This is a genomic window from Marinicrinis lubricantis (assembly GCF_042658665.1).
Classification (GTDB): domain Bacteria; phylum Bacillota; class Bacilli; order Paenibacillales; family KCTC-33676; genus Marinicrinis; species Marinicrinis lubricantis.
The window spans coordinates 64,330-88,403 of the sequence record NZ_JBHSQV010000035.1; the positions used below are offsets into that span (position 1 = coordinate 64,330).

The 24,074-nt window shown below is 47.9% G+C and carries 16 protein-coding genes; all 16 read right to left on the reverse strand.

The window, feature by feature from the left end; translation table 11 throughout:
• Nucleotides 1-25: 25 nt before the first annotated feature.
• The gene (locus tag ACFPXP_RS06265) at nt 26-1,384 is read right to left on the reverse strand and encodes a DEAD/DEAH box helicase (protein ID WP_379893355.1); all 1,359 of its coding nucleotides are present in this window, start codon (nt 1,382-1,384) and stop codon (nt 26-28) included.
• Between the two features lie 207 nt (nt 1,385-1,591).
• Entirely contained in the window at nt 1,592-2,005 is a 414-nt protein-coding gene (locus tag ACFPXP_RS06270; RefSeq protein ID WP_379893356.1) for a MarR family winged helix-turn-helix transcriptional regulator, read from the reverse strand.
• Nucleotides 2,006-2,020: 15 nt separating this feature from the next.
• The gene (gene gyrA / locus ACFPXP_RS06275; RefSeq protein WP_379893465.1) at nt 2,021-4,459 is read right to left on the reverse strand and encodes a DNA gyrase subunit A; all 2,439 of its coding nucleotides are present in this window, start codon (nt 4,457-4,459) and stop codon (nt 2,021-2,023) included.
• A gap of 42 nt (nt 4,460-4,501) precedes the next feature.
• A complete protein-coding gene (parE, locus tag ACFPXP_RS06280) occupies nt 4,502-6,478 on the reverse strand; it encodes a DNA topoisomerase IV subunit B (protein ID WP_379893357.1) in 1,977 nt (658 codons plus the stop codon).
• A gap of 151 nt (nt 6,479-6,629) precedes the next feature.
• Nucleotides 6,630-7,622, reverse strand: a complete 993-nt coding sequence (locus ACFPXP_RS06285) for an ABC transporter permease subunit (protein ID WP_379893358.1) — start codon at nt 7,620-7,622, stop codon at nt 6,630-6,632.
• Nucleotides 7,615-8,562 (reverse strand): ABC transporter ATP-binding protein, encoded by a 948-nt coding sequence (locus ACFPXP_RS06290; RefSeq protein WP_379893359.1) that lies wholly within the window; start codon nt 8,560-8,562, stop codon nt 7,615-7,617. The genes ACFPXP_RS06285 and ACFPXP_RS06290 overlap by 8 nt, the downstream gene beginning before the upstream one ends.
• Nucleotides 8,563-8,581: 19 nt before the next feature.
• Nucleotides 8,582-9,361 (reverse strand): GDSL-type esterase/lipase family protein, encoded by a 780-nt coding sequence (locus tag ACFPXP_RS06295; protein WP_379893361.1) that lies wholly within the window; start codon nt 9,359-9,361, stop codon nt 8,582-8,584.
• Nucleotides 9,362-9,575: 214 nt separating this feature from the next.
• Complete coding sequence (locus ACFPXP_RS06300; protein ID WP_379893362.1) at nt 9,576-11,420, reverse strand: ABC transporter ATP-binding protein; 1,845 nt, start codon at nt 11,418-11,420, stop codon at nt 9,576-9,578.
• On the reverse strand, nt 11,420-13,186 hold the full coding sequence (locus ACFPXP_RS06305) for an ABC transporter ATP-binding protein (RefSeq protein WP_379893363.1): 1,767 nt from the start codon (nt 13,184-13,186) through the stop codon (nt 11,420-11,422). Before ACFPXP_RS06305 ends, ACFPXP_RS06300 begins: the two co-directional genes overlap by 1 nt.
• Before the next feature lie 165 nt (nt 13,187-13,351).
• The gene (locus tag ACFPXP_RS06310; RefSeq protein WP_379893364.1) at nt 13,352-17,008 is read right to left on the reverse strand and encodes a dynamin family protein; all 3,657 of its coding nucleotides are present in this window, start codon (nt 17,006-17,008) and stop codon (nt 13,352-13,354) included.
• A 184-nt stretch (nt 17,009-17,192) separates the two neighbouring features.
• Nucleotides 17,193-17,465: an NAD/NADP transhydrogenase alpha subunit gene (locus ACFPXP_RS06315; RefSeq protein WP_379893365.1), complete on the reverse strand. Its 273-nt coding sequence runs from the start codon at nt 17,463-17,465 to the stop codon at nt 17,193-17,195.
• A 25-nt stretch (nt 17,466-17,490) separates the two neighbouring features.
• Nucleotides 17,491-18,165 (reverse strand): endonuclease III, encoded by a 675-nt coding sequence (nth, locus tag ACFPXP_RS06320; protein ID WP_379893366.1) that lies wholly within the window; start codon nt 18,163-18,165, stop codon nt 17,491-17,493.
• Between the two features lie 126 nt (nt 18,166-18,291).
• The gene (locus tag ACFPXP_RS06325; RefSeq protein WP_379893367.1) at nt 18,292-20,946 is read right to left on the reverse strand and encodes an S-layer homology domain-containing protein; all 2,655 of its coding nucleotides are present in this window, start codon (nt 20,944-20,946) and stop codon (nt 18,292-18,294) included.
• A gap of 37 nt (nt 20,947-20,983) precedes the next feature.
• Nucleotides 20,984-22,432, reverse strand: coding sequence for an N-acetylmuramoyl-L-alanine amidase (locus ACFPXP_RS06330; RefSeq protein ID WP_379893368.1), 1,449 nt, complete (start codon nt 22,430-22,432; stop codon nt 20,984-20,986).
• A 305-nt stretch (nt 22,433-22,737) separates the two neighbouring features.
• Nucleotides 22,738-23,235, reverse strand: coding sequence for a hypothetical protein (locus ACFPXP_RS06335; protein ID WP_379893369.1), 498 nt, complete (start codon nt 23,233-23,235; stop codon nt 22,738-22,740).
• Between the two features lie 216 nt (nt 23,236-23,451).
• Nucleotides 23,452-24,060 carry a 3-isopropylmalate dehydratase small subunit gene (gene leuD, locus ACFPXP_RS06340; protein ID WP_379893370.1) on the reverse strand — a complete coding sequence of 203 codons (609 nt, stop codon included), beginning with the start codon at nt 24,058-24,060 and terminating at the stop codon, nt 23,452-23,454.
• Nucleotides 24,061-24,074: the final 14 nt, after the last annotated feature.

A 24,074-nucleotide genomic window follows, 5' to 3' on the forward strand; every position in this document is an offset into this window, starting at 1 on the left:
ACCCATGAAATGCAACATTTCTAAATTACCTAGAAGACCTTCCTCTTCTGCCCGTTTTGCTGCCTTCAGCAGATTTCGCACCTCTCGGATTGCCTTTAGGCGCATTTCTTCCCGGCTTGCTGTCCTTCGTCGCACCGCGTCTCGATCCGCCTCGGTCCGATCTGCCGCTTCTTGACTTGCCGCCATCCTTCTTCATGGATCCAGCAGACCTGCCTCGCGGCCCCGCTTTCACTTTTTCCGATGGTTCAGACGGCATTTCCTTCACATCAATGAATTCCGACATACTTCTTCTTTTCAGCATCATGTGGATTCCTTTTTCGATAAGCTGCAGCGTAGAACGATCACGCGGTGACACGAAGGTAACCGCAGCTCCTTCCTGCCCAGCCCTGCCGGTTCTGCCGATCCGGTGTATATAGCTTTCGGCATCCTGTGGGATGTCATAGTTAAATACGTGCGTCACGCCTTCCACATCCAGACCTCTTGCCGCTACATCGGTTGCCACGAGCACCTGCAGCTTCGCTTCTCTGAACCGTCGCATGACCTGCTCACGCTTCGCCTGCGATAAATCGCCATGCAGCTCATCCGCTTCGATGCCATACGATACGAGCTGTTCCGTAAGCTTCTTGGCACGGATCTTCGTACGGCAAAAGACGACTGCCAAATAAGGACGGTATACTTCGATCATTTTAACTAATGTCGCCAGCTTTCCTCGATCTGTCGTATCCACCGCCATCTGTTTAATGCCTTCAAGCGTCGTCTGTTTCCCTTCAATCCGGATATCCTGAGGCCGGCGCATATAATTTTGTGCCAGCTGTCGAACTTGACCGCTTAGCGTTGCAGAGAACAACAGCGTCTGACGAGTTTCAGGCGTCTGTTCAATAATCGCCTCGACCCCCGGCAAAAATCCCATGTGCAGCATTTGATCCGCTTCATCCAGTACAAGCATGGACACGCCCGAGATTCGCAGTGTATCCCTGCGTAAATGATCCAGCAGTCGTCCAGGTGTGGCGACGACGATGTGGGGAGGATTTTTCAGTTTGCGGATTTGTGCTTCGACATCCTGACCTCCATACGCGGCCAATACTTTTGCCCCTACTGCACCGGCCAGCTTTTGGATTTCATCTGTAATTTGAATCGCTAGTTCCCTAGTTGGAGTAACGATCAATGCTTGAATATAAGGCTTATCAAGTTGAATCTTCTCCAGTATGGGAAGAACAAAAGCGAGCGTTTTACCCGTTCCCGTCTGTGCCTGTGCCATGGTATCCTTACCGGATAGAATGACGGGAATCGCCTGCAGCTGTACCGGTGTGGCGCTGGTAATCCCCCCGATTCGCAGTGCTTCAATCAGCTCTTGGCGAATGCCGAGCGAAGAAAATTGTGCCATGTGCTACCTCTTTTCATGATATATTCTTTACCACATAGATTACCCATTCTTGATCATACAAAATAACTTGCCAAAATGAACCGAAGCGCCGAATCGTATTCCGGGCTTACCTTATAATATTTAAAAAGGATGCCCCTCATCGTTTAGGGCATCCCAGCGAAGGTTTTCAGAAGCTCTTCATTCATCACGAACATGGAAAAAATAAACCTATGAGTCACCTGCCACTTTCCCTAGCAAATAAATGAACAGCTGCTGGTTGTGCGCCGAAATCCGATCCAGGCACTGTCCCAGAAATTGTTCCTTGATCGCCATGCCGCGGCGTCCTTCCTGCTCCCCTTTTTCCGTTAAATGAATCCATACGATTCGCCGATCCTGACTGTCCCGCTCGCGACGGATCAATCCGCCCCGTTCCATGCGATCGAGCAATGTCGTGATCGCGGCGGGTGTCGTAGCTAAATAGTCGAGAAGATCGGACGGCTTGTGAGGAGCTGGTTGTGCGATCAAGTATTCCAGCACATGGAATTGCCCTTCCGTCAAATGGGGCGCAAGATGCTCCTCCATGTGCTTCTTGTAATCTCTCGTGATTTTATTTAACCATTCTGCAAATTGAGAGGAATGCATACAAGCACCCGCCTCCTATTCGGCGATCTGAATGATCTCTGTAAGATGCAGCCCTTTGCTCAAACTGAACATTGCTTTGCCCGGAGCCTTTCGTTCCTCAATCGGCGCTTTCTCTGTAGAGAATGTCGTACGGGAGCCGTCGCTGGCCACCGCAGACAGCTCGAAGGCATCTTTTACGAAAAACGCCTTGATGATCTTATCTCCGTTCGGCCTGACCCTCTTACCCTGCTTGAATTCGAACGTAATCAGGCCAACACCGCCTCGCCCTTGAATATGGTAGTCAAGCAGCAGCGTTCGCTTAGCGTAACCAATGTCGCTGACGACAAGGATTTCGCCTTCATCGCCGGACACCCATAAACCGGAAACGACGCGGTCCCCTTCTTTCAGCTGAATGCCCTTCACACCGGCAGATACCCGGCCCGTCGCATTCACTTCCTTCTCGTCGAATCGTATGCACATGCCATACTCTGTCACAAGCATGATTTCCTTAGCCCCATCACTAAGCTGCACATCTATGACATAATCGTCTTTCCCCAGCTTGACCGCATTGATGCCGATGGAGCGATTCGTCATATATTCGCTCAGATCGGTCCGTTTCACTTGTCCTTTGGCGGTTACAAATACGATGCTCTGCGACGGATCATCGAAATCCTTGATCGGAATGACAGCAATGATCGGATCGTCCTTCTGAACCGGCAGCAGGTTGACGAGTGCAGTTCCGTTTTCCTTCCATTTATACTCCGGAATTTGATGCACCGGCAGGAGGAAGTATTGACCGTTCTTCGTGAACAGAAGCAGATTGTCGAGCGTATTGACTTCCCAGATGCCGCTGACGTAATCGCCTTCCTTCACGCCTGTACTTTCAAGCTCTCCTCCAGATCGGTTGAAAGACAGCATCGAGGTGCGTTTAATATAGCCTTCATTGGAAAAGGTGACCTTCACGTCCTCCGAGGTAACCATCACTTCGAGATTGACCTTGATTTCTTCGACCTCGGATTGGATTTCAGAGCGTCTGTCGATTCCGTATTTATCACGGATTTCGCCTATTTCCTTCTTTATGACCTTCATTAATTTTTGCGGGTCATTCAAAATGCCTCGTAAAACATCAATCGTCTTTTGAAGCTCTTTCCATTCCTTTTCCAGCGACGTAATCTCTAAATTCGTAAGACGATACAGCTGGAGAGTCAAGATGGCGTCCGCTTGTCTCTCAGTAAAATCGTACTGCTGAACGAGATTTTTCTGCGCATCCTGACGGTTGCGTGAAGCTTTAATCGTCTCGATCACATCGTCCAAAATATTCAGCGCTTTCACGAGCCCCTCCAATACGTGGGCCCGGTCTTCCGCCTTTTCAAGATCGAATCTCGTACGAAGGGTGACGACCTCTTTTTGGTGCTCTATATATGCTTTAAGCATCTCAATGATGCCAAGCTGCTTCGGCGTTTTGTTCACGATGGCAACCATATTGAAATTATAGGTAACCTGGAGGTCGGTTTTCTTGAACAAATAATTCAAAATTCCTTCGGCATCGGCATCCTTCTTCAATTCGACAACAATTTTGAGACCGTCCCGTCCGCTCTCATCCCGAACCTCCGCGATCCCTTCGACTTTCTTATCCATACGAATCGCTTCCATAGCGGTAACCAGCTTGGATTTGATCACTTGATAAGGGATCTCGGTAATGACAATTTGCTGCTTTCCGCCTCGCAATTGTTCGATTTCCGTTTTGGCACGGATGTAGATTTTTCCTCTGCCGGTTTCATAAGCCTTTTTAATACCCTCTTCGCCCATAATAATGCCGCCCGTAGGAAAATCTGGGCCTTTGACATACGTCATCAGCTCTTCCAAGCTGATGTGAGGCTTATCGATTAGAGCCACACACGCATCGATGACTTCTCTCAAGCTGTGTGTTGGAATTTCGGTCGCAAAGCCTGAGGAGATGCCGCTGACCCCGTTGACCAGCAGATTCGGAAACCGCGCAGGAAGCACGACTGGCTCCTTCACGGTATTGTCGAAGTTATCCTTGAACAACACCGTACGTTTCTCAATATCCCGAAGCAGCTCCATAGCAATCGAGGAAAGCCTTGCCTCGGTATAACGCATCGCGGCCGCTGGATCGTCGTCCATCGAACCCCAATTGCCGTGCCCGTCGATCAACGTATGCGACATTTTCCACGGCTGCGCCATCCGTACCATTCCCTCGTAAATCGAGGAATCCCCATGCGGATGGTAATTCCCCATCACATCCCCGACCGTTTTGGCCGATTTGCGGTACGGCTTGTCCGGTGTATTTCCGGCTTCATACATCGCATACAATATTCTGCGCTGAACCGGCTTTAGACCGTCTCTAACGTCCGGAATGGCCCGGTCTTGAATAATGTATTTGGAATAACGTCCAAAACGCTCCCCGACCACATCCTCTAAAAATGCAGGTAAAAACTGCTCACTCGTACTCAGTGCCATCACCTTCTCAATTAAACTCTATTCACCTATCTGGTTCTATTCTTCGAATTCGGTAAAGTCTACGTTCTCTATAATCCAGCGCTTGCGCGGATCGACTTTATCCCCCATCAGCGTAGTCACCCGGCGCTCCGCTTTCGCCGCATCCTCGATCTGAACCTGAAGTAGAATACGCGTTTCTGGATTCATCGTCGTTTCCCACAGCTGTTCCGGATTCATTTCTCCGAGCCCCTTATAGCGCTGCAGCTCCACATTTTTGCCGATCTCCTTCATCACCTGCTGAAGCTGCTCATCGGTCCATGCGTACCTGCCTTCCTGCTTGCCGCCCTTCTTCGTCACCTTGTACAGCGGAGGCTGCGCAATATACACTTTGCCCGCATCAATTAAAGGTTTCATATAACGATAGAAAAACGTCAGCAGCAGCACCTGAATGTGTGCTCCGTCCGTGTCCGCATCGGTCATAATAATAATCTTATTGTAATTGCTCTCCTCCAGCTCGAACTCCGATCCGACACCGGCGCCGATGGCGGAGATGATCGCTTTATATTCATCGTTTTTCAAAATATCGTGCAGCTTCGCCTTCTCCGGATTCATCGGTTTTCCTTTCAAAGGCAAAATCGCTTGATACTTCGAATCCCTGCCCTGCTTCGCAGAACCCCCTGCGGAATCACCTTCTACGATAAACAACTCATTGCGCGTATAATCCTTCGACTGCGCCGGGGAAAGCTTGCCGTTCAAGCTTAAGCTTTGACTCTTCCCCTTCTTCCCGCTGCGTACGTCCTCACGCGCTTTTCGAGCGGCTTCTCTCGCCTTCGCCGCTTGAATCGATTTTTTGATGATCATTTGCGCGACTTGTGGATTTTCCTCCAGGAAAATGGCCATTTGTTCCGACACGACCGCATCGACCGCACTTCTTGCCGAAGCGCTTCCCAATTGGTCCTTCGTCTGCCCGACGAATTCCACCTCGCCCATTTTTATATTGATGACCGCCATCATCCCTTCCCGCAAATCGCCGCCTTCAATATTTTTCTCCTTCTCTTTCAGCAGCGCAGCTTTACGGGCATATTCATTCATCACACGTGTGTATGCGGTCTTGAAGCCTGTCTCGTGGGTTCCTCCGCCTCGGGTAGGTATCGAATTGACGAACGAGGCGAACGTCTCGGTGTATCCATCGTTGTATTGAAGCGCAACCTCCACCTCAATTTCGTCCTTTTCTGCCATAAAATGAATGACCGGATGAAGAACGGTCTTCCCTTCGTTCAGGAACTCTACGAATTGCTTCGCACCGCCCTCGTATTCGAATACATCCATTTTGTCGCCGCGTTCGTCTTTAATGGTCACTTTCAGACCGGAGTTCAGAAAAGCAATTTCCTGCAGACGATCCGCCAATGTCTCGTAGTTCAGCGATGCGTTTGCGGAAAATACACGCTTGTCCGGCTTAAAGGTGACCTTCGTTCCGGTTTTGTTCGATTTGCCGATGATCTCCAAATCAGTTACCGGTTCACCGACATGCTCGGTTCCACTGTCATCTACCCAGTATTCGAAACGCTGCCTGTGAATTTTACCTTCGCGGGAGATTTGTACCTCCAGCCATTCAGACAAAGCGTTCGTTACAGAGGCGCCTACACCGTGAAGCCCGCCGGACTTTTTATAGCCCGCACCGCCGAATTTTCCTCCTGCATGGAGAATCGTAAATACGACCTGCGGCGTCGGAATTCCCGTTTTATGCATGGAAGTCGGGATTCCACGGCCATTATCCTCAACCGTGACAGATTCATCCTTATGAATCGTCACCTGAATATGATCACAATACTTCGCCAAATGCTCGTCGACTGCGTTGTCCACGATTTCCCAAACCAAATGATGGAGTCCCGATGCACTCGTGCTCCCAATATACATCCCCGGCCGTTTGCGCACCGCAGTCAAGCCCTCCAGGACTTGAATATCATCGGCATCATAGTTTGAGGCGCTTTGATTAGCCTGCGCTTCCGCAAACCACTCCAGCTGTTGACTCATAAAGCTCCCCCTTCGTTTCCGTTCATGAACCAGGGTTCATCTTACGCCCTTCATTAGGACACCAATGTTCATCGTTTTCCCGGATCCATTTATCTCTATTGATTAATGTTGTTAAATACTAATTAGCATTATACCACGAAAATTCCTGCATTTAATTCAAAATATCTTTTCGGGTGAATGCGGTGTACGATACAATCAAGGAAATCAGGGCGGTTAGCGACAAGACCGTCAAGGAAAATGCAAGGCTCATTCCTTCCACCGGCGGCTTGCCCCCGCTTAAATAAATGATCGTATCCAAGTTTACCATGAAAAAATATTTCGCGCTTTCCCATGAGGCCGCCATATTCGATAAGATGCTGCCGGCAATGAGCAGCGCCAGCATCATCCCCATGCTCGCCGCGGTACTGCGGACCAAAATCGAAATCATGAGCGCGAGTGCTGCGACCACGACACACGAGAACCAGGCAAGCCCTAGCTCCATCAGCACAAATCTCCACTGCTCTACCAGCTGCACCCCGCTTGTATCAACGGCTGCCCCTTCAATCTGGAAGCCTGTAAGCACCGGTGCGTTCCAACCGCCGTACCCGAAGACGATACCGGAAATGAGGTAGGACATCAGCATAAGCGCAATCAGCGTCATCGAAACATACAGGAGGAGTGCAAGCAGCTTGCTGGTCAGCACCTTCCACCTCTGTACAGGCCGGGTCAGCAGTATTTTAATCGTTCCCTGCGTATGCTCGGAGGATATCATATCCGATGCCAGCACTAAGATAAGAAGCGGCAAAAACAAACCGACGGCATTTTTCAAAAATTCCTTCGCAAAGGTTACACCGCTGGGTGACTGAGGATCGATGTTGTGATCGATATGGTATTGAAGAATCTGAATTTGGATCTTTATGTATTCCTTCCATTCCGGAAGCACCCTCGGACTATTTAAGCGATTCGTATAATCATTAACTCTTTCCTGTGCGGAAATTCTCCAGTCGCTGCTTCCAATTTGTTCTTTTAAATTCATGGCCGTTTTATATTGGGCATACGTAAAAATTGGAATGAGAACAGCAAGGATAATCAAAATGACGAAAAATCGCTTTTTCTTCCATATCTTCATCACTTCATTACGGATTAAAGGAATCATGCTAACCAATTTTCTCCCCCTCCGTCAGCGTCAAGAACAAGTCCTCCAGGGTCGGTCTCTTCACTTCGATGGAATATACCTCGACACCCGCTTCAACGAGCTGACGAGCCAGTTCAGGCACGGATGTAGGATCCATATCGGCTGATAAAAGAGGCCAAGCCTTGTCTTCCTCCTGCTGCCCTTCTTCTATCACCTGCACTGCAGAATAACATTCCAGCAGCCGTTTGCCCTGCTCCAGCGGCATAAGTCTCCACTCGACACGTGTGGTGCTCCGATCCAGCAGCTCGTCCACACGGCCAACGGCGATCACTTCACCTTTCCTAATAATGGCGACACGGTCGCACATCAGCTGGATCTCGCTGAGCAAATGGCTGGATACGAAGATGCTTAAGCCTTTGTCCGCTAAAGCGCGGATAAACTCCCTCATCTCTTTAATCCCTTGCGGGTCGAGACCATTCGTCGGTTCGTCCAAAATAAGCAGCTCTGGTTCTCCAAGCAGCGCCTGTGCAATGCCCAGCCTCTGCCGCATACCGAGAGAATAGGTTTTTACTTTATCATGAATGCGCTGATCCAGTCCAACCAGCTTGACGACGTCATGAATGCGCTGCTCAGTCATACCGGGAATCATGTTTGCAAAATGCTGCAAATTTTCCCACCCTGTTAAATATGGATAAAGCTCCGGATTTTCAACAATGCTCCCGATATGCATCATCGCCGCGTTATGATCCTTATGTACATCCTTGCCGCATACCGTCACCGTTCCTTCGGTCGGTTTGATCAAATCGACGAGCATTCGGATCGTCGTTGTTTTCCCTGCACCGTTCGGACCTAAAAATCCGAAAATTTCACCCTGATAAACGTCAAAGGTAATCCCTTTAATAATCCATTTCCTTCTGATTTTCTTTTTTAAATTGTTCACAGAAAGAACGGTGTTCCCTTGTTCCTCCATACGCGCTGCCTCCTGCCCGTTATTTAACTGCCTGTACGATCCGTTTTGCAATACGGGAATAGCCTTCATGATTCGGATGATAATGATCCGATGACAGGAACCTTTGCTGTTCCTTTAAAAATAAATCGTATGTAGGCACAACGACATACCCTTCATAGGTTTGTGTCAGCTCGAAAATATGGTGGTTCCAATCCTGCACGCTGGCAGAAATTCGTTTATCTTCATCGACGGACAAAAAAGGATTATACAAGCCGACATAGACGACTTCCGCTCTTGCATTTAGTGCGTGGAGCTGCTCGAAAATCTGTTTCATATTGCGAAGCGCCGGCTTCTTCTTTTGCTCATATAAATCGGGATCCGCATCCTCATCCATTGAGAACAAATCGTTGGCTCCCATCGTCATGAGAATCAAATCGGCCGATTTGACGGCTTCCATAATCCCCTGCTTTTTCTGAAGATCCGAGAGCAGCTCTGCCGTTTCGTATCCTTCGATCCCGTAATTATAAAAATGAACGTGTTCCTCTACGTTCTCCAGCTCGTCCTTCACGATCCCCGCATAGCCTTTGCCCGTTTCATCACCAGTTCCTTTACTTAAAGAATCGCCAAATACTGTGATCGTATATACCCCGTCTTGATTCGCATCCGCGTCCGCCTCCCGGGGGCCATCATCAAGTCCTAGTCCGCCTCCTGTCTGAAATTGGACGGTCTTTACGGCATATCCGAAGCCAAATAGAAGAATCGCTGTGAGCAATAGGGAACTGATGCTGATCGTTCTCCATAGCCAGCTTTTTCGATGCATTGCAGTGTCGCCCTCCTCCCAGATCCCTCATTCAGATGTTTCCATGTTGCCCGAAAGCATTCTAAAAAATATGCACCTATAGCGTATAGCTTGACCCATCATTTTGCAAATTCGCAACTCCCTGGCAGCCAATACGGGGTCCAATATTGCATCTGCGCCATACGAAAAAAAGAGACCGCCCGCAATCAGACAGTCTCTTCAATCTTCTAATGGTTTATACAGCTTCTGTAAAGAATCGGTACTGCGCCTCGATCAAACCTTTGTAGATACCATTCGGACGCTGCATGAGTCCGGCATGGTTCCCCTGCTCCACGATCACGCCGTGATCCAGCACGACAATGACGTCGGAATTACGGATCGTCGACAGCCTGTGAGCTACAATGAACGAGGTTCTGCCTTTCAGCAGCGTTTTCAGGGCGTCTTGAATTTTTAGCTCGGTCTCCGTATCAATGCTGGCTGTCGCTTCATCCAAAATGAGAATTTTCGGATCGGCGAGCAGCGCTCTAGCGAACGAGATCAGCTGACGCTGGCCCATCGACAGCAAATTACCGCGCTCCTGAACTTCGGTATCATAGCCCTGCGGCAGACTCATGATGAATTCATGAGCATGAACCGCTCTTGCAGCGAGTTCAATCTCTTCATCGGTCGCATCCAGTCGGCCGAACCGGATATTGTCGCGGATCGAACCGGAGAAGATGAACGTATCCTGCAGCACAATGCCGACCTGTTCCCGGAGGCTTTGCAGCGTGACATTTCGTAAATCTTCACCGTCGATTCGAACGGCACCTTGGACCGGATCGTAGAATCGGCAAATCAAGTTGATAATGGTGCTTTTCCCTGATCCGGTATGGCCGACGAGCGCCACCGATTGTCCCGCCTTCACTTCAAGATCGATACCTTTCAGTGCAGGACGGTTCTTCTCATATTCGAATACGACATGATCTAGGCGTACATGGCCTTCGATCGCGGGAAGCTGCTTGGCATCCGTCTTTTCCGCCACGGATGGTTTTTCGTCGATATATTCGAAGATTCGTTCCGAGGATGCCATCGCGACGAGCAGCTGATTGTACATTTGGCCGAGACGGTTGATCGGCTCCCAAAAGTTCCCGATATAGTTCGTAAAGGCAACAAGCAAACCGATCGTAATGGCTTCAGACTGAGCAAGTATGCCTCCGTACCAGAACAAAATACACATCCCGACCGCACTGGTCACTTCAATAAGAGGACCTAGACTTTGGTTCATTGCAGAAGCCTTATCCCAGCTGCGGCGGTTCTTCATGTTCATCTGCTCAAAGTAATCCATATTATTCTTTTCCTGCACATAAGCCTGCGTCACGCGAATCCCCTGGATCGACTCATTCAAATGCGAATTCAAGCGGGATTGATGAATACGTACATTCTGCCATGCGCGGCGAATCCGTTTGCGAAGCGCCGTCGACATGAAGAACATGATAGGTACGGTAATCATGACTGCAAGTCCGAGCTTGAAGTTAATCATCAATAGAATGACAACGATTCCGACAAGCTGAATACAGTCGATGAGCAGGTTGATGACCCCGTTCGTGAACAGCTCCTGCAGTGCATTGACATCATTCGTGACCCGCACGAGAACAGATCCCGCTGGACGCTGATCGTAGAACCGGAACGACAGCTTCTGAATGTGCTTAAACAAATCCGCCCGCAGATCATAGATTACATTTTGTCCGATGATGTTCGTATACTTGATCCGAAATACGTTGGAAACCCATTGGATTACGTATAGCGCTAATATGACGCCGACCAATATATACAGCAGTGAAGGTCCCTCATCCCCCATAAACACTTTATCGATCGCGATACTGATCAGCAGCGGCACCGTCAGCTTCGTCGCCGTGCTCAGCAGCATCATGATGAAGATGAGCGGGAGCTTATCCTTTGCATACGGCTTCATATAGCGGGCCAGCCGCTTGAACTGGCCCCAGTCGAACGGTTTTTCCATTTCTTCGTCATCTTTATAAATAAACCGTTCGGTATTTACCTTCTGCTTGAGCTTTTCATTATCTTCTTGCTGCGCGTGCATTAGTTCGCCACCTTCCTTCCTTGACGAAGCGCTTCCGGCATATCCGCGAATTGAATGTCGAATACGTGGCGATATGGCCCGTCCTGTACCACCAGATCATGATGCTTGCCGCGCTGTACGATCTCTCCCTTATCCAGAACAAGAATCTCATCCGCATGCTTTAGCGACGATATCCGATGTGCAATAATGAACGTCGTTCTGCCTCTCATCAATTCCTTTAAGCCCTGTTGAATTTCGTACTCGGTTTCCATGTCGACAGCACTGGTCGCATCGTCGAGAACAAGCACCTTCGGATTTTTCAGCAGCGCTCTCGCAATCGCAATTCTCTGCTTTTGCCCTCCGGACAGCCCCATTCCTCTTTCACCGACAACAGTGTTATAGCCTTCCGGCAGCTCCATGATGAAATCGTGGGCCTTTGCCAGCTTGGCTGCATGCATGACCTGCTCCATCGTGACTTCCTTGCATCCATACGTAATGTTCGTTAGAATCGATGCCGAGAAAAGGAACGTTTCCTGAAACACAACCGAAATTTGCTCGCGAAGGTTGTTTAGATCGATATGACGGATATCGACCCCATCTAACGTAATGGCCCCCTTCTTCACATCGTAGGCTCTCATGAGCAGCTGGATGACGGTCGATTTGCCTGATCCCGTCCCGCCCAGCAATCCGATGATCGAACCGGCCGGAGCATTCAATTTAAAATTCTTGAGCGCCGGCTGGCCGTCTGGATAATGAAACTGAACGTCTCTAAATTCAACATTGCCCTTGACCTGCTCACTTTCCATCATCAGCGCATCCTGTTCACTGGCTACATCGTAACGCTGATTCAAGATTTCTAGAATCCGTTCACCGGAAGCTTTAGACTGCGTATAGTTATTAATATGAAAGCCTAATCCCCACATGGGGCCGATAATGTACCAAACCAAGCTGAATAAGGCGACCAAATCTCCTACCGAGATCCAATCCTTGATAACAAACCATCCGCCTGCACTCAGCAGAACGACGACTGACAAATTCGCAACCATCTCTAAAGCAGGGAAAAATTTCGCCCATATTTTAGAGGTTTCAATGTGATTCTCTCGATATTCATTATTTCGCTCTGAGAATTTTTCGACTTCGAATGGCTCTCTCGCGAATGACTTAACGGTGCGAACCCCCATAATATTTTCCTGCACTGCGGTCGTCAGTCTGCTCATGGCCAAACGAATCGAACGAAAGGCCGGATGAACCTTAAGCTCAAAGCGGATCGCGATAAATCCCATGATCGGCATCGTGATGAGTGTAATCAGTGTAAGCCGCCAATCGATAAAAGCCATCGTCACCGCACCGAAGGTCACCATTAAGATCATGTTCAACAACTGAGCAAAACCAAAACCGACAAAATTTCGAATCGCTTCCAAATCAGCGGTCAGCCTGGACATCAGATCCCCTGTGCGCGCTCTGTCGTAATACTGAAACGATAAATACTGAAGCTTCTCGTAAAGCGCTTCCCTTAAATTGAACGCAACGCGATTCCCGAGTCTCCCCCCCGTGAATCCATGAATAAATTGGAAGCAAGCTTTGGTGACCATCGCTCCGGCTACCAGCAGCGCGATGCTCGGAATCATGTCGAATTTCTCTGCCTGAATAATATCATCCACCAAATACCTCAGAAGCAGTGGATATGCTAGGCCCATGATGGTCGCCAAGATTAAAAAAAGGACAGAGGTAAATAGAAATTTACGCTCTCTCCAGTAGAAGCGTTTCAGTTGCCTGAAAACGTCCATCGAATTCTCCCCTCTCAAAAGAGCTGTTTCATGTCTTAATGCATATTAGCACCATCAATACTAACCTTCAATTCAAAAAACAAGGATAATTCCCGCAAAAAGCGAAAAATAATGCAAAAAAAAAGGATTACATCCAAACATGGATATAAATCCTTAATCTTAATGTTAAACTTCCAGCCATTCCTCTATTTCTTCGATAAATCGTAAAATTTGTGGCAGCATCCCATCTTGCGCAAACGTATGTTCTAGTCCGCTGCTGTAATGCTGCAGCGATGATACCGTTTCATTCGCTGCACTTTCCACCGCTTGAATGAGTTTTTCTTGATATTTCTCTGCCAAAACGGTCTCCCATTCGGATCCATGCTGCTCAAGCAAGGCGGATACAGCGGGCTCAAGCTGTGTCTTCATCTCATCCCTTCCGGTGCCTTCGAAGAAAGATTTCGGATTTTTATAATATGACACCAGCTTCTTTGGATCGACGGATTCATCCCTCAGTTCGATGACCTGCTCGAATACCTGTAATTCCACTGCAACGTGTTCCCGCTCGGCGAGCTTGCGTGAACCGGGGTCTAATACCGCCAACAGCTTGTTTGTTTCTTTCTGTGCAAGATCTGTTAAGAAACGCTCCATCCTTGATCCTAATGTCTGCATTTCTCGGGTGAAATAAGTAGAAAGCTCTTGGAGCAGGTCCTGCCAGCAAATCCAAAGCATCTGCCGATTGTCCTTCGTCTGCTGATTTAGCACAGCAGGATTGAAGCTCGCCGCAAATCTCTCATGATAACGGTACATACAGCGCTGGCGAATATAATACATCAGCTCGCCAAGCTCATTGTCGATACTATCCCTGGAGAATGTGTCAGACCATTCGGCTGTCTTCTGTTTAAGAAGCTCGGTCCTCTCTTTCAGCTTCTTCAGTTCTTCCAGCCTTTGATGGCGGTCACCTTGAGCCTCCGCTGCGAAAACATTCAAACTTTCAGTCAGTTCCTTCAGTTCTTTTCTTCCTGACTCCACTGCCAGAGCGGCTAAATCCTCGAATACAAATCGGTAAAACGAAGCTTCGAAAGCTTCCAATCCCGATGCATTGTAAAGCTCCGAAGACGTCTCTACCTTTCCTTGCACGGCCATTCTGCTCGATACCGGAAACAATCTAGGCGAGACAATCTCGCTGCTCTGCAGTTGATTTCGAACGTAATCTTGTACTTGCTGCAGTTCCTCTTCATCACCGGCCAAATCCGCAGCGTTCAGCACAAAAAATAAATGATTCAATTCATCCCGGCTCTTCACCTGGCTCATCTGCTTCAGAAAATCACGATCTGCCAGTGAAAACGCATGGTTATAATACGTAACAAAAATAACGGCATCCGCATTTTTCAAATAATGATAGGCTACGCCAGTGTGACGGGCGTTAATGGAATCCGCCCCCGGTGTATCGACCAATACCAGACCTGCCTTTGTCAAAGGGCTTTCGTAATACAGCTCAATGTAATCAACGAAACAGGAATAGCTCTCCGTAGCCGCATATTGAATGTACTGATCATAATCGACCAATCGTTCCTGTCCTAGATAAACACTTTGTTCGTTCCAGCCCTTCTCGGCAGCACGCAGGAAAGAATAGTTCATTTTCGCCTTCGGCGGAATATCCGTCAGCTCCAACGACCGAATGATGCGCAATGCCTCTTCAGTTCCGGAAGCATTCTCCCCCAGCAGAGTCAGCGACCGAAGAAGCTCCTCTTCGATTTGCTGAGACGACTTGAAAACCACTCTAGCTTGTTTATGCCCCGCCTCTTCCGGCGGCATCATCACACGGTTCACCGCAGCTGTCGTCGGTGCAGGAGAGACCGGCAGCAGCGGTTCTCCCAGCAGAGCATTAATGAAGGAAGATTTGCCGGCGCTGAATGCACCGAACAGTGCAACCGTAAACTGACGGTTTTGCATGCGAATAGCTTTCTCCTGCAGATGCTTCCGTTTCGGCTCAAAGCCTGGAAATGATCCCAGACGCTTCGCCGCTTTCAGCATCCGCTGCGCGATGGCAGAGTTGCCGCGATCTTTTACCTGCAGTATGTCAGACTTGAAAGACGGAATGGTCTCGGATGATGCCGTTCCAATCGATGACCTAGCTTGAGATGAAGAACCGTTCGACTCGCTTGCAGCAGATGGTACTTGCTCTCCCTCTGCTCGATCATTCGCCTTTATGCTCTTTCTTTCCTCATTCAGCCAGCTTGTCATAAGATGCTCCACCGATTCGCCTGGAAGCGGCCATGCCTGATACAGCCGAGCTTCTTCCTCCCGAAGCTCTCGATCCCATCGGTCGGATTGCTCCTTCGCCTGAAGCTGCGAACGCGCTTCCTCCAGCGCATGAAGAAGTTCCTTCTTAACAGGTTCCGCTTCTTCGGTGTGCCTCTTGCCCATTCGATCCAATAATTGAAACACTTCTCTTCTCACATGCTGCTTCACTTTATCCGAAACGCTGTTGGCGTACGTCATGGTATATTCACCCGTCGCCAGCGCCCCCGGCTGAATTTGCTGGACCAGCCACTCCGGCGTCAGTGGAAAGCTTACAGCTTGAAGCGCTTCTTTCCATTCCTGATCGTTCCAACCCGCTTCTTCCATCCATCGGTTCAGCGTATCCTGTACATGTTTATCCAGATGAACCCGAATTTGTTCACTGAAATCGTTAAACAACGCGTTCAATCGATTTTCTCGTTCTTTTTCCGTTTTTGCGCCCGCAAACAGCCATCCTGCTTTAAAATTCGTCTGTCTGCTTTCAATGACGGCGTGCATGCGGTCTCTTGTCACGGCAGGAATAATATTGGCATTCCCGAGCAACTTCGTCATTTCCTCCTGCCTATCTCGAAGCCAGCTGCTTTGGGACTGCTCTATATCATGAAGCTCTTGTTCGAGTTCGTCTTTACGCTGCAGCCACTGCTCTATCGTCTCTGCATCAAGGCTCAGCTCCTGCTTGCGTTGTTCGGTTCGGCGCTGCATCTCCTGCATGTGCTGCCGGATGATCCCCCGAACGGAACGAGTCAATGTGTGCAGGCGAAGCTGCTCTACTTGCTGTGCGCACTGCTGCAGAAGCTTCAGCAGCGAATGCCATTCGTTATGTGGAGCGTTTTCATTTTTGGCTGAAACGTACAGGACACCGGCCGGATGAAGCTCCCATTGCTCAAGCGATTGGTTTACTTCCCGCTGAAATGCTGTGAAAGCCAGCTCTTCTTCACGGTGCTTATCCACTTGGTTTACTACGACAACGCACGGTTTCTCCCAGTCGCTTAACTGCTTTAAAAACATAAAATTTTGTTCGGATTGGACATGATTGTAATCGGTAACGAACAGGACCACGTCCGCCAGATGGATCGCCGACTGCGTCGATTGCGCATGCGCGGGATCTGTTGAATCTACTCCCGGCGTATCTAACAGACAAAGTCCGTTTCTCAATAACGGTGAAGGCGCCGTAATCAGCACCTGTTCAATATCCTCCCCGTTCTTGCAGTACTGTTCCAACTCGTCCATCGATACGGATGCCTGCTTCCCATTCCGATATCGAATCGTCGCTCCTCGTTCGCCATACCGGATCACCACAAGATTCGCACTCGTCGGAATCGGACTTGACGGCAGCAGCGGTTCTCCTGCCAATGTATTGATCAGCGTTGATTTGCCGGCTGAAAAATGGCCGCACATCGCGATAAACAACTCTTCCGTCGTGCTGCGCTCAAGCAAATCCTTTACTTTATCGGCTTGCTCTACATCTTGCTGCTGTTCCAAATGCTCGGCAAGCCCCTTTAAGGAACCTTCTAACTCATTTCTTACTGCGACAGACATAGGCTGTGACATCCTCGGCTTCTACTCCCTTGTATCCAGATCATGATATTAATTCTATGAACCCACTATCATGGCGTTCTGATTTCGCAGATCACCACGATGCTCATATCAAATCAAAGAAAAAAACCGGCGCCCATCTATGAATGCAGTGCAGTTGCAGCTGCTGCATCACGGGCTCCGGTTATTAGTTTACCACACTTTCCTCTGTCGGTAAGAGTATTTCAAAAACATCTCCGTGCTGTAAAATGGTCACATTTTTATCTTTCCATTTCATCACGACGACTTCGGGCTTTGCTTTCATGCGCTCGATATAATTTTCTGGCACGAAGCCGGATTCACTGACGGTAATGCCTTCGATTTCTTTTTCCTCATCCTCTTGAAACGAGGTGGTCATGATTTCTTCAAGCACATCGGAGAATGCGCCGAAATCCTTTGTGTATACAGATATGCATTTCATCTCATCCCATCCTTTTACGGCTGACTTATCTTATTTTCTTAGTGTTGACCATTTCCAGCTTTTTCATGCGTTTTTTTCCTTCTCGGCAAAATTCAAGTACCGGACATTCCGAACAATTCGGATTTTGCGCCTTGCAATGATAGCGTCCAAAGAAGATGAGGCGATGGTGGCTGATCGTCCATTCCTCACGGGGAATTCTGCGCATCAGCTTCTTCTCGACCTCCAGCACCGTGTCTTTCCAATTCGCCATCCCTAATCTTTTGGATACCCGCTCCACATGTGTATCGACTGCGAAGGCTGGTACACCAAAGGCGTTGGAGATGACCACATTGGCTGTCTTTCGGCCGACACCTGGAAGCTCCACGAGCTTTTCGTGCTCTCTGGGAACTTCTCCATCATATTGATCAATCAATATACGGCACAGCTGCTGAATATTTTTGGCTTTGCTCCGATATAAACCTATGCTGCGAATATCTTGTTCGAGTTCGGACAAAGGAACCGAAATGTAATCCTGAGGCGATTTATATTTTTGAAATAACTTAGCCGTGACCTGATTCACCTTTTGATCGGTACATTGCGCAGAGAGAACGACAGCGATCGTCAGCTCCAACGGATTCGCATGATTCAGCTCGCAATGGGCATCCGGGAACATCGCGGCGATTCGGTCCATTACTTCATTAATCTGTGTTTGGTTCAGCATGCTCATCACACCTCGTTTTCGGAAGGCTATCCTTTGAATCGTCATACAGTTTATCGGAGAAACGAGCAAATTGCAATAAAAAACCTCTCTCAAATACGAGATTGAGAGAGGTTTTTGGATGAATGTTTATAATTTTGCCACTTCTACTAGAACGCCGTTTTGGAAATACAGCTTGATTTTATCTCCATCCTTAAACGCAGTCGCACCTACGCTGACCCCGCCGGATGTAAACACGACATCGTCGCTGGCATTATACGTGTAATTCGTATCGTTCACATCTTTCTTCTTCACATATAATACATCCGCAGCGTAATCATATTTCCAGAACGTTTTCTCTTCTGCTGTCAACTCCGTGACAAGGATAAGCCCCGTATTATCTTTAGCGACTTCAATACGATCGCCGACTGTAAGACCGCTGACCGAAGACAGCGTTACCGTGCTTTCTGTTCCGCTGTAATCCTTGAGCACGACGCTCTTCGCATCTGTATTCACCTGTGTAATTGATCCATTACTAATTCTCGCCTTACGCAGCTCCGTTAAGGTGTAGCCTGTATACATTCCGATCAGACGATCCCCGGCAGCGATGCTGGACAATGTCACGGCCGTACCGGACTCATTCGTCAGTGCAACCGTAGAGGACAAGTACAGATCCTGCGTTTTGCCCGCTGCATCCTTCAGCTTCAGGCGATTGCCCGACACGTTGACTTCGGTCACAGTGAACACTTTCTCTCTCTTCACTTCAACTTGGTTGATGAATTTGTTGTTGTTATCCAGCGCGATAATGACCTCGTCACCGATTTTCAAATTATGAACGGACGAACTCGTCGAATCGACAATGCTCACAACTAAATACGCATCCCAGTTAAAGCTCATCGTACGGCCGTCTTTCGTCGCGATTGTAATTTCTTTACCCACCGTGTCTATTTTATTGATCGAACCCGTATATTTGTTGGAAATATTGATTTGGATCAAGCGATTTCCTGTAAATACGAGGTCGACTTTTTTATCCGGCGTTAAGTACGTTGCTGCATCGCTGAATGATACATTCGTTCCAAAGGCTGTCAGCTTTGTATCCTCACTAATCAACAGCGTTTCATTGTATTCATCAACCAATAAACGGTTATTCTTCTGATCATAGTACCGTACAGTATATTGATATTTATATTCAACGCTGCGGTTCAATACTTCGATGCTGACGATTTCTTCATTTTGATTCAGGCCGATACGAACTTGATCTTGACTAACCAAATCGTTCATCGACGCAGAAGTCATTCCACTTAAGGTAACCTTGACATCTTTCGTCACGTAATACGCTTTTAATGAATTATCCTGCAATCGCATATTCACGATGTATGTTTTTAAGTAATCATCATAATTGGCACTTACAAACGTTCCTTCCTTCGTCTCTAGCAGCGGTGTAACCGGTGTGATCAGTTCGACCTTCGTGACCACACTGTTCGTTACTTCATAACGGATCACATCGTCCTTCTGAAGCTGAGACGCCTCAATGGCCCTTGTACCGTATACGTATTGCGTGCTTTCCGCCACGGCATAGCTTTCTTCTTTGCCGGATACGGTATCAAATACTGTGACTTGTCCATTCTCCTGTTTTACCCATTTGGCATCAGAAACCTTATTCACAGGTACTTCCAAGACTTGAATCAGCACGACTTTGTTATCGTTCTGGTATGGATCTTGACTGACGGCAATTTTACTGTTCAGCTTCAATTCACTCAGCTGCATGCCGTTTCCGTTCATATCCGTTATCGAGGTTGAAGAAGACAGTGAAAATATTTGTGGTGTTCCATTCACGTTCAATGAAATGATCCCATCCGCCAAATACAGCTCCGCCAGTGTTCCTTCGGTTGTCGTCAGCTCTGCTTCTTCCATCAGCTCAATGTAATAAGCTTGGCCGCCATGGTGAATGATGTAAACTAAATCGAACTGTTCAATTTCGCTCAAGCGGATTTGACCGACATTTTGATCCGCACGAAATACTTTAGCCGCAGACGAAATGGTATATGGTTCTACGTCCGAATTTTCAGGTGTAATGCTGATTGCATTCTCGCTGATCGATGCCACACGGCCTACAGATACAACAGGCTGATATGCATCCAAGTATTTCTCGGCTTGGCTTAAGAACGTCGCCATCTGCGCACGGGATACTGTAACCTTAGGGGCAATCTTACCATCGATCCCGTTGAGTAGACCCAGCTGAACGGCAGCCTTGACATAATCTAGCGCCCATGCCGATACCGTGTTCGCATCGGAGAAGTTGCTCAGTGAAGCATCCGCTCCCGCAGATTGCTCTCCGAGCGCACGAATCAGCAAGCGAGAGATCCATTCACGGCTGGCCGGCTTTTCTCCCCAATTCTCATCTTCATCAAGCAAAGCCTGCTCCTCATTCATATTGATCAGCTGATGCTTCAGAGCAGTATACACATAGTTTTTTGCCCAATCACTTGCTGCAAGAGGTCCGAGAATGACTTCGCCCTGCGGCTGCTCGTCTCCCCATCCCATGAAACGAACGACCATGATGATGGCTTCCTGCTGAGTGACATCGTTATCTGGTGAGAATTTGCCTTCGCTGCCCTGTATAATTTCCTGTAAAGCCAGCTTTGTTATAAATTTTGATGCCCAATGTGTCTGTGATACGTCACTGAAGCTGGTGATAACACCTTCTCCCGCAGCCGAAGCCGTCTTCCCTTGCAGACCCGCAAGCGGAAGCACCAACGCTGCAACTAAAAGCCAAATGAATACGCTATGCTTTTGTTTCCCCATGATCATTCCTCCATATTATTCATCATGCTTATGAGTCCTAAGTTTCTATTTGGAAATATTCCTTCACGGTTTCAGCCACTGCATCTGCAATGCTCTGCTGATATTCCTCTGTCCACATCACCGGTTCATCCACACTGCTGGATAAATATCCCAGTTCCAACAGGACGCCTGGCATTTGGGCGGTTGTAAGCACCTTCCAGTCATTCCTCCGCACATTGCGATCGTTCAAACCGGATGCATTGACGATCTTTTGATGAATCAACGAGGCAACATCGAAGCTTTCCCTATGCCAATAATACGTTTCAATCCCGGAGACGGGCTTGTCCACGGTGTTTCCATGTACAGAAATAAAAAGATCTGCATTCAATCGATTGGCGATTTCCCCTCGTTCAGCGAGTTCGATAAAGTCATCCGTTGATCGGGTCAAGTGGACTACTACACCGGGGATTTCGGCGAGCGCCTGAGCTATATGTGTTGCTGTGCTTAAATTGAAATCCTTCTCTGACTTGCCGCTCATACTCGGAGCTCCCGGGTCTTTGCCTCCGTGTCCTGGATCGATCACGACAACATAGCTCTCTGCTTGAAACGAGATATCAATTTTATTCGCATCCGTTTGCAAGCTGTATGCTGACCTTTGGTTCATATCCAGCACGAGACGAACCGCATCGCCGGTTTGAGAGTAGCGGATCTGCGATATGGCCGCATGAGTAGAAGCGATTGTCCCGCCGCTCTGTCCTGAGGTCAAATCGGGCGATAAAACAGCGTGACTGATATCGACCACAATTCGTGCAGGATCCGAAAGTGCAAAATGCTCCACCATAGCGTAGCCATTCGTTTGTATAGATAGAACGTCTTCTGCAAATGAGAAGCCAGCAATAACCGTCTGGCCGTCCGACGGTATGACCGGGACATCCGTTATTGAGTCTGGATGATCCTGCGTATCCTCAACCGATGGTTCGGTTGGATTCGGTTCCACGATAACCTCTTGACTAGAATCCGGATTCGGTGCAGTATCCTCTACAGAAGGCACATCTGGAATGGCCGTGCCGCTATTTTCGTAACTTACACCTTCGGATAAGTAAACGAAAATGCTCGAGGTTAATGGATCCCAAAGCACCTTCATGTCGAAGTCATCTTCTAACGCGGCAAGGGGAATGAACCACCTTTCTCCGTCCTTGAAAGGAACTGCTTCTTGCGGTCCACTGCCCGCATCAGCGGCGGTGGATAAGATCGAGGTGTTCCCGGATTTTTTCAGTACGATTTGAGAAGAGGAAGCATCGATTTCAACCTCAGCACCGATGTTTGCTTCAATATCGCGTGAACTCAGATAGGGTACCTTATGTATAATTTGAGGCGTGTCCGAAACGGAAGCCTGCCTGCCATTCACATATAAAGATACGGCTGCATCCTCATCGGCGGCAGCAGCCCTGGGCAAAATCAGCCAAAGAAGTGAAAGAAGCACCAGCCATCCACACGTTTTTTTCATATTTCACCTCAGATCTGTCCTGTCAATTTGCTTATGCTCCAGGGAATCTATGAAACTCTCAATATATGCTCTGAACTCCCTCCTCCTATTCTACCAAATGAAGGTAACACTGGTCGACAAAAAAATCGGCACTATTTCCCTCTATATGTAGTTGTTTCTACAAAAAATAGACGATAAATGACTAGGAAAGTTGCACCAAGGGGGAAATAGAAAATGCTCTGACGGATACAATGTATCGGCAGAGCGAGTTTGATAGTTGTTATTTACTAATCAATTCGTAATAACAGAAAGTTATTGCACATCCTTTATTCGCTGATAGCCTGAAAGCGATGTATCCAGAGACTTGCTAATACATTGTCACTTTCAGTATCTAACAGTTGAATTTGTACCGAATCGGAATCTTCTATCGTCTCCTTCAGCTCATCGAGTTCTATCCCCACATCCACCTTAACTTCTAAACTTACCGATCCCTGCGTTGTTTCTCCTGATTTTAATGAAACGATATTTTCCGCGCCGCCCAATCGTTTGTAAGGAGAATAGCTTTCATGATTCAACAACAACACTTCTAGAATGTCATCATGGAAATTGAACAAGATGTAAGACGAAAGTAAATCCTCTTTGGATACGTTCGTAAGCTGATATTGAATCGTAAATACACTAGTGTTCGCATCCTCATACAGCGCAATATAGGTCTTTTCCTTATCGAAAACATACGACTCATGTAATTTATTATCCGTATTTTTTTCCTGCGAACAGCTGACTAGTAGCAATAAAATCATGAGACAAGCGTATTTTTGAATCAATTTACATCTGCCCCTTGTTGTGAAAACATAATATGAGGGTCTGTAAAATAAATTGTGTAAACTCCTAAACCCATTAAAATGGAAGTAATAGAAAGGTTGGGAGAACACATGGGACATTGGTCAAAGGAACAATTGAAATTATGGGATAATTGAGCCAAAAAAGCTTCCTCTCGAAGCTCTTAGGAGCTCTCGAAAGGAAGCTTTTTTTAGTAGAGTCTACGCCTGGTATGCGATCCGCTCAGCGTTAGCCGTTTCGTAGGCTTTAATTTTATCTTCGTGCTGGAGAGTCAATCCGATATCGTCCAAACCTTGAAGCAAGAATTGGCGGCGGTGCTCATCCAGGTCAAAGCTGATTTCAAGACCGTGATCGTCTTGGATCGTTTTCGCTTCTAGATCAACGCTCAGCTGATAGCCTTCGTATTTGTCCGTTCTTTGGAACAGCTCTTCCACTTGCTCCTCCGACAATTTGATCGGAAGAATTCCGTTCTTGAAGCAGTTGTTGTAGAAAATATCCGCGAACGAAGGCGCGATCACCACTTTAAATCCATAGTCCAGAATCGCCCAAGGCGCATGCTCACGGGAGGAGCCGCAGCCGAAGTTCGCTCTCGAAATTAAGACCGACGATCCTTCATAACGCTTCTGGTTCAAAGAGAATTCAGGAATGACTTTCCCGTCCTGTGTATATCTCCATTCATAGAACAAAAATTGTCCGAAACCCGTTCTTTCAATTCGTTTCAAAAATTGTTTTGGGATAATCGCATCCGTGTCGACGTTCACGCGGTCAACCGGAGCGACAATACCTTTATGCTGAGTAAAAGCTTCCATTGTTCTGATCTCCT

What these genes read in the sequence shown, in the direction of transcription:
- ACFPXP_RS06265 (WP_379893355.1), bottom strand. Translation starts at nt 1,384, where the DNA reads ATGGCACAATTTTCTTCGCTCGGCATTCGCCAAGAGCTGATTGAAGCA.
- ACFPXP_RS06270 (WP_379893356.1), bottom strand. Translation starts at nt 2,005, where the DNA reads ATGCATTCCTCTCAATTTGCAGAATGGTTAAATAAAATCACGAGAGAT.
- parE (WP_379893357.1), bottom strand. Translation starts at nt 6,478, where the DNA reads ATGAGTCAACAGCTGGAGTGGTTTGCGGAAGCGCAGGCTAATCAAAGC.
- ACFPXP_RS06290 (WP_379893359.1), bottom strand. Translation starts at nt 8,562, where the DNA reads ATGGAGGAACAAGGGAACACCGTTCTTTCTGTGAACAATTTAAAAAAG.
- ACFPXP_RS06295 (WP_379893361.1), bottom strand. Translation starts at nt 9,361, where the DNA reads ATGCATCGAAAAAGCTGGCTATGGAGAACGATCAGCATCAGTTCCCTA.
- ACFPXP_RS06300 (WP_379893362.1), bottom strand. Translation starts at nt 11,420, where the DNA reads ATGCACGCGCAGCAAGAAGATAATGAAAAGCTCAAGCAGAAGGTAAAT.
- ACFPXP_RS06305 (WP_379893363.1), bottom strand. Translation starts at nt 13,186, where the DNA reads ATGGACGTTTTCAGGCAACTGAAACGCTTCTACTGGAGAGAGCGTAAA.
- ACFPXP_RS06310 (WP_379893364.1), bottom strand. Translation starts at nt 17,008, where the DNA reads ATGTCTGTCGCAGTAAGAAATGAGTTAGAAGGTTCCTTAAAGGGGCTT.
- ACFPXP_RS06315 (WP_379893365.1), bottom strand. Translation starts at nt 17,465, where the DNA reads ATGAAATGCATATCTGTATACACAAAGGATTTCGGCGCATTCTCCGAT.
- nth (WP_379893366.1), bottom strand. Translation starts at nt 18,165, where the DNA reads ATGCTGAACCAAACACAGATTAATGAAGTAATGGACCGAATCGCCGCG.
- ACFPXP_RS06325 (WP_379893367.1), bottom strand. Translation starts at nt 20,946, where the DNA reads ATGGGGAAACAAAAGCATAGCGTATTCATTTGGCTTTTAGTTGCAGCG.
- ACFPXP_RS06330 (WP_379893368.1), bottom strand. Translation starts at nt 22,432, where the DNA reads ATGAAAAAAACGTGTGGATGGCTGGTGCTTCTTTCACTTCTTTGGCTG.
- leuD (WP_379893370.1), bottom strand. Translation starts at nt 24,060, where the DNA reads ATGGAAGCTTTTACTCAGCATAAAGGTATTGTCGCTCCGGTTGACCGC.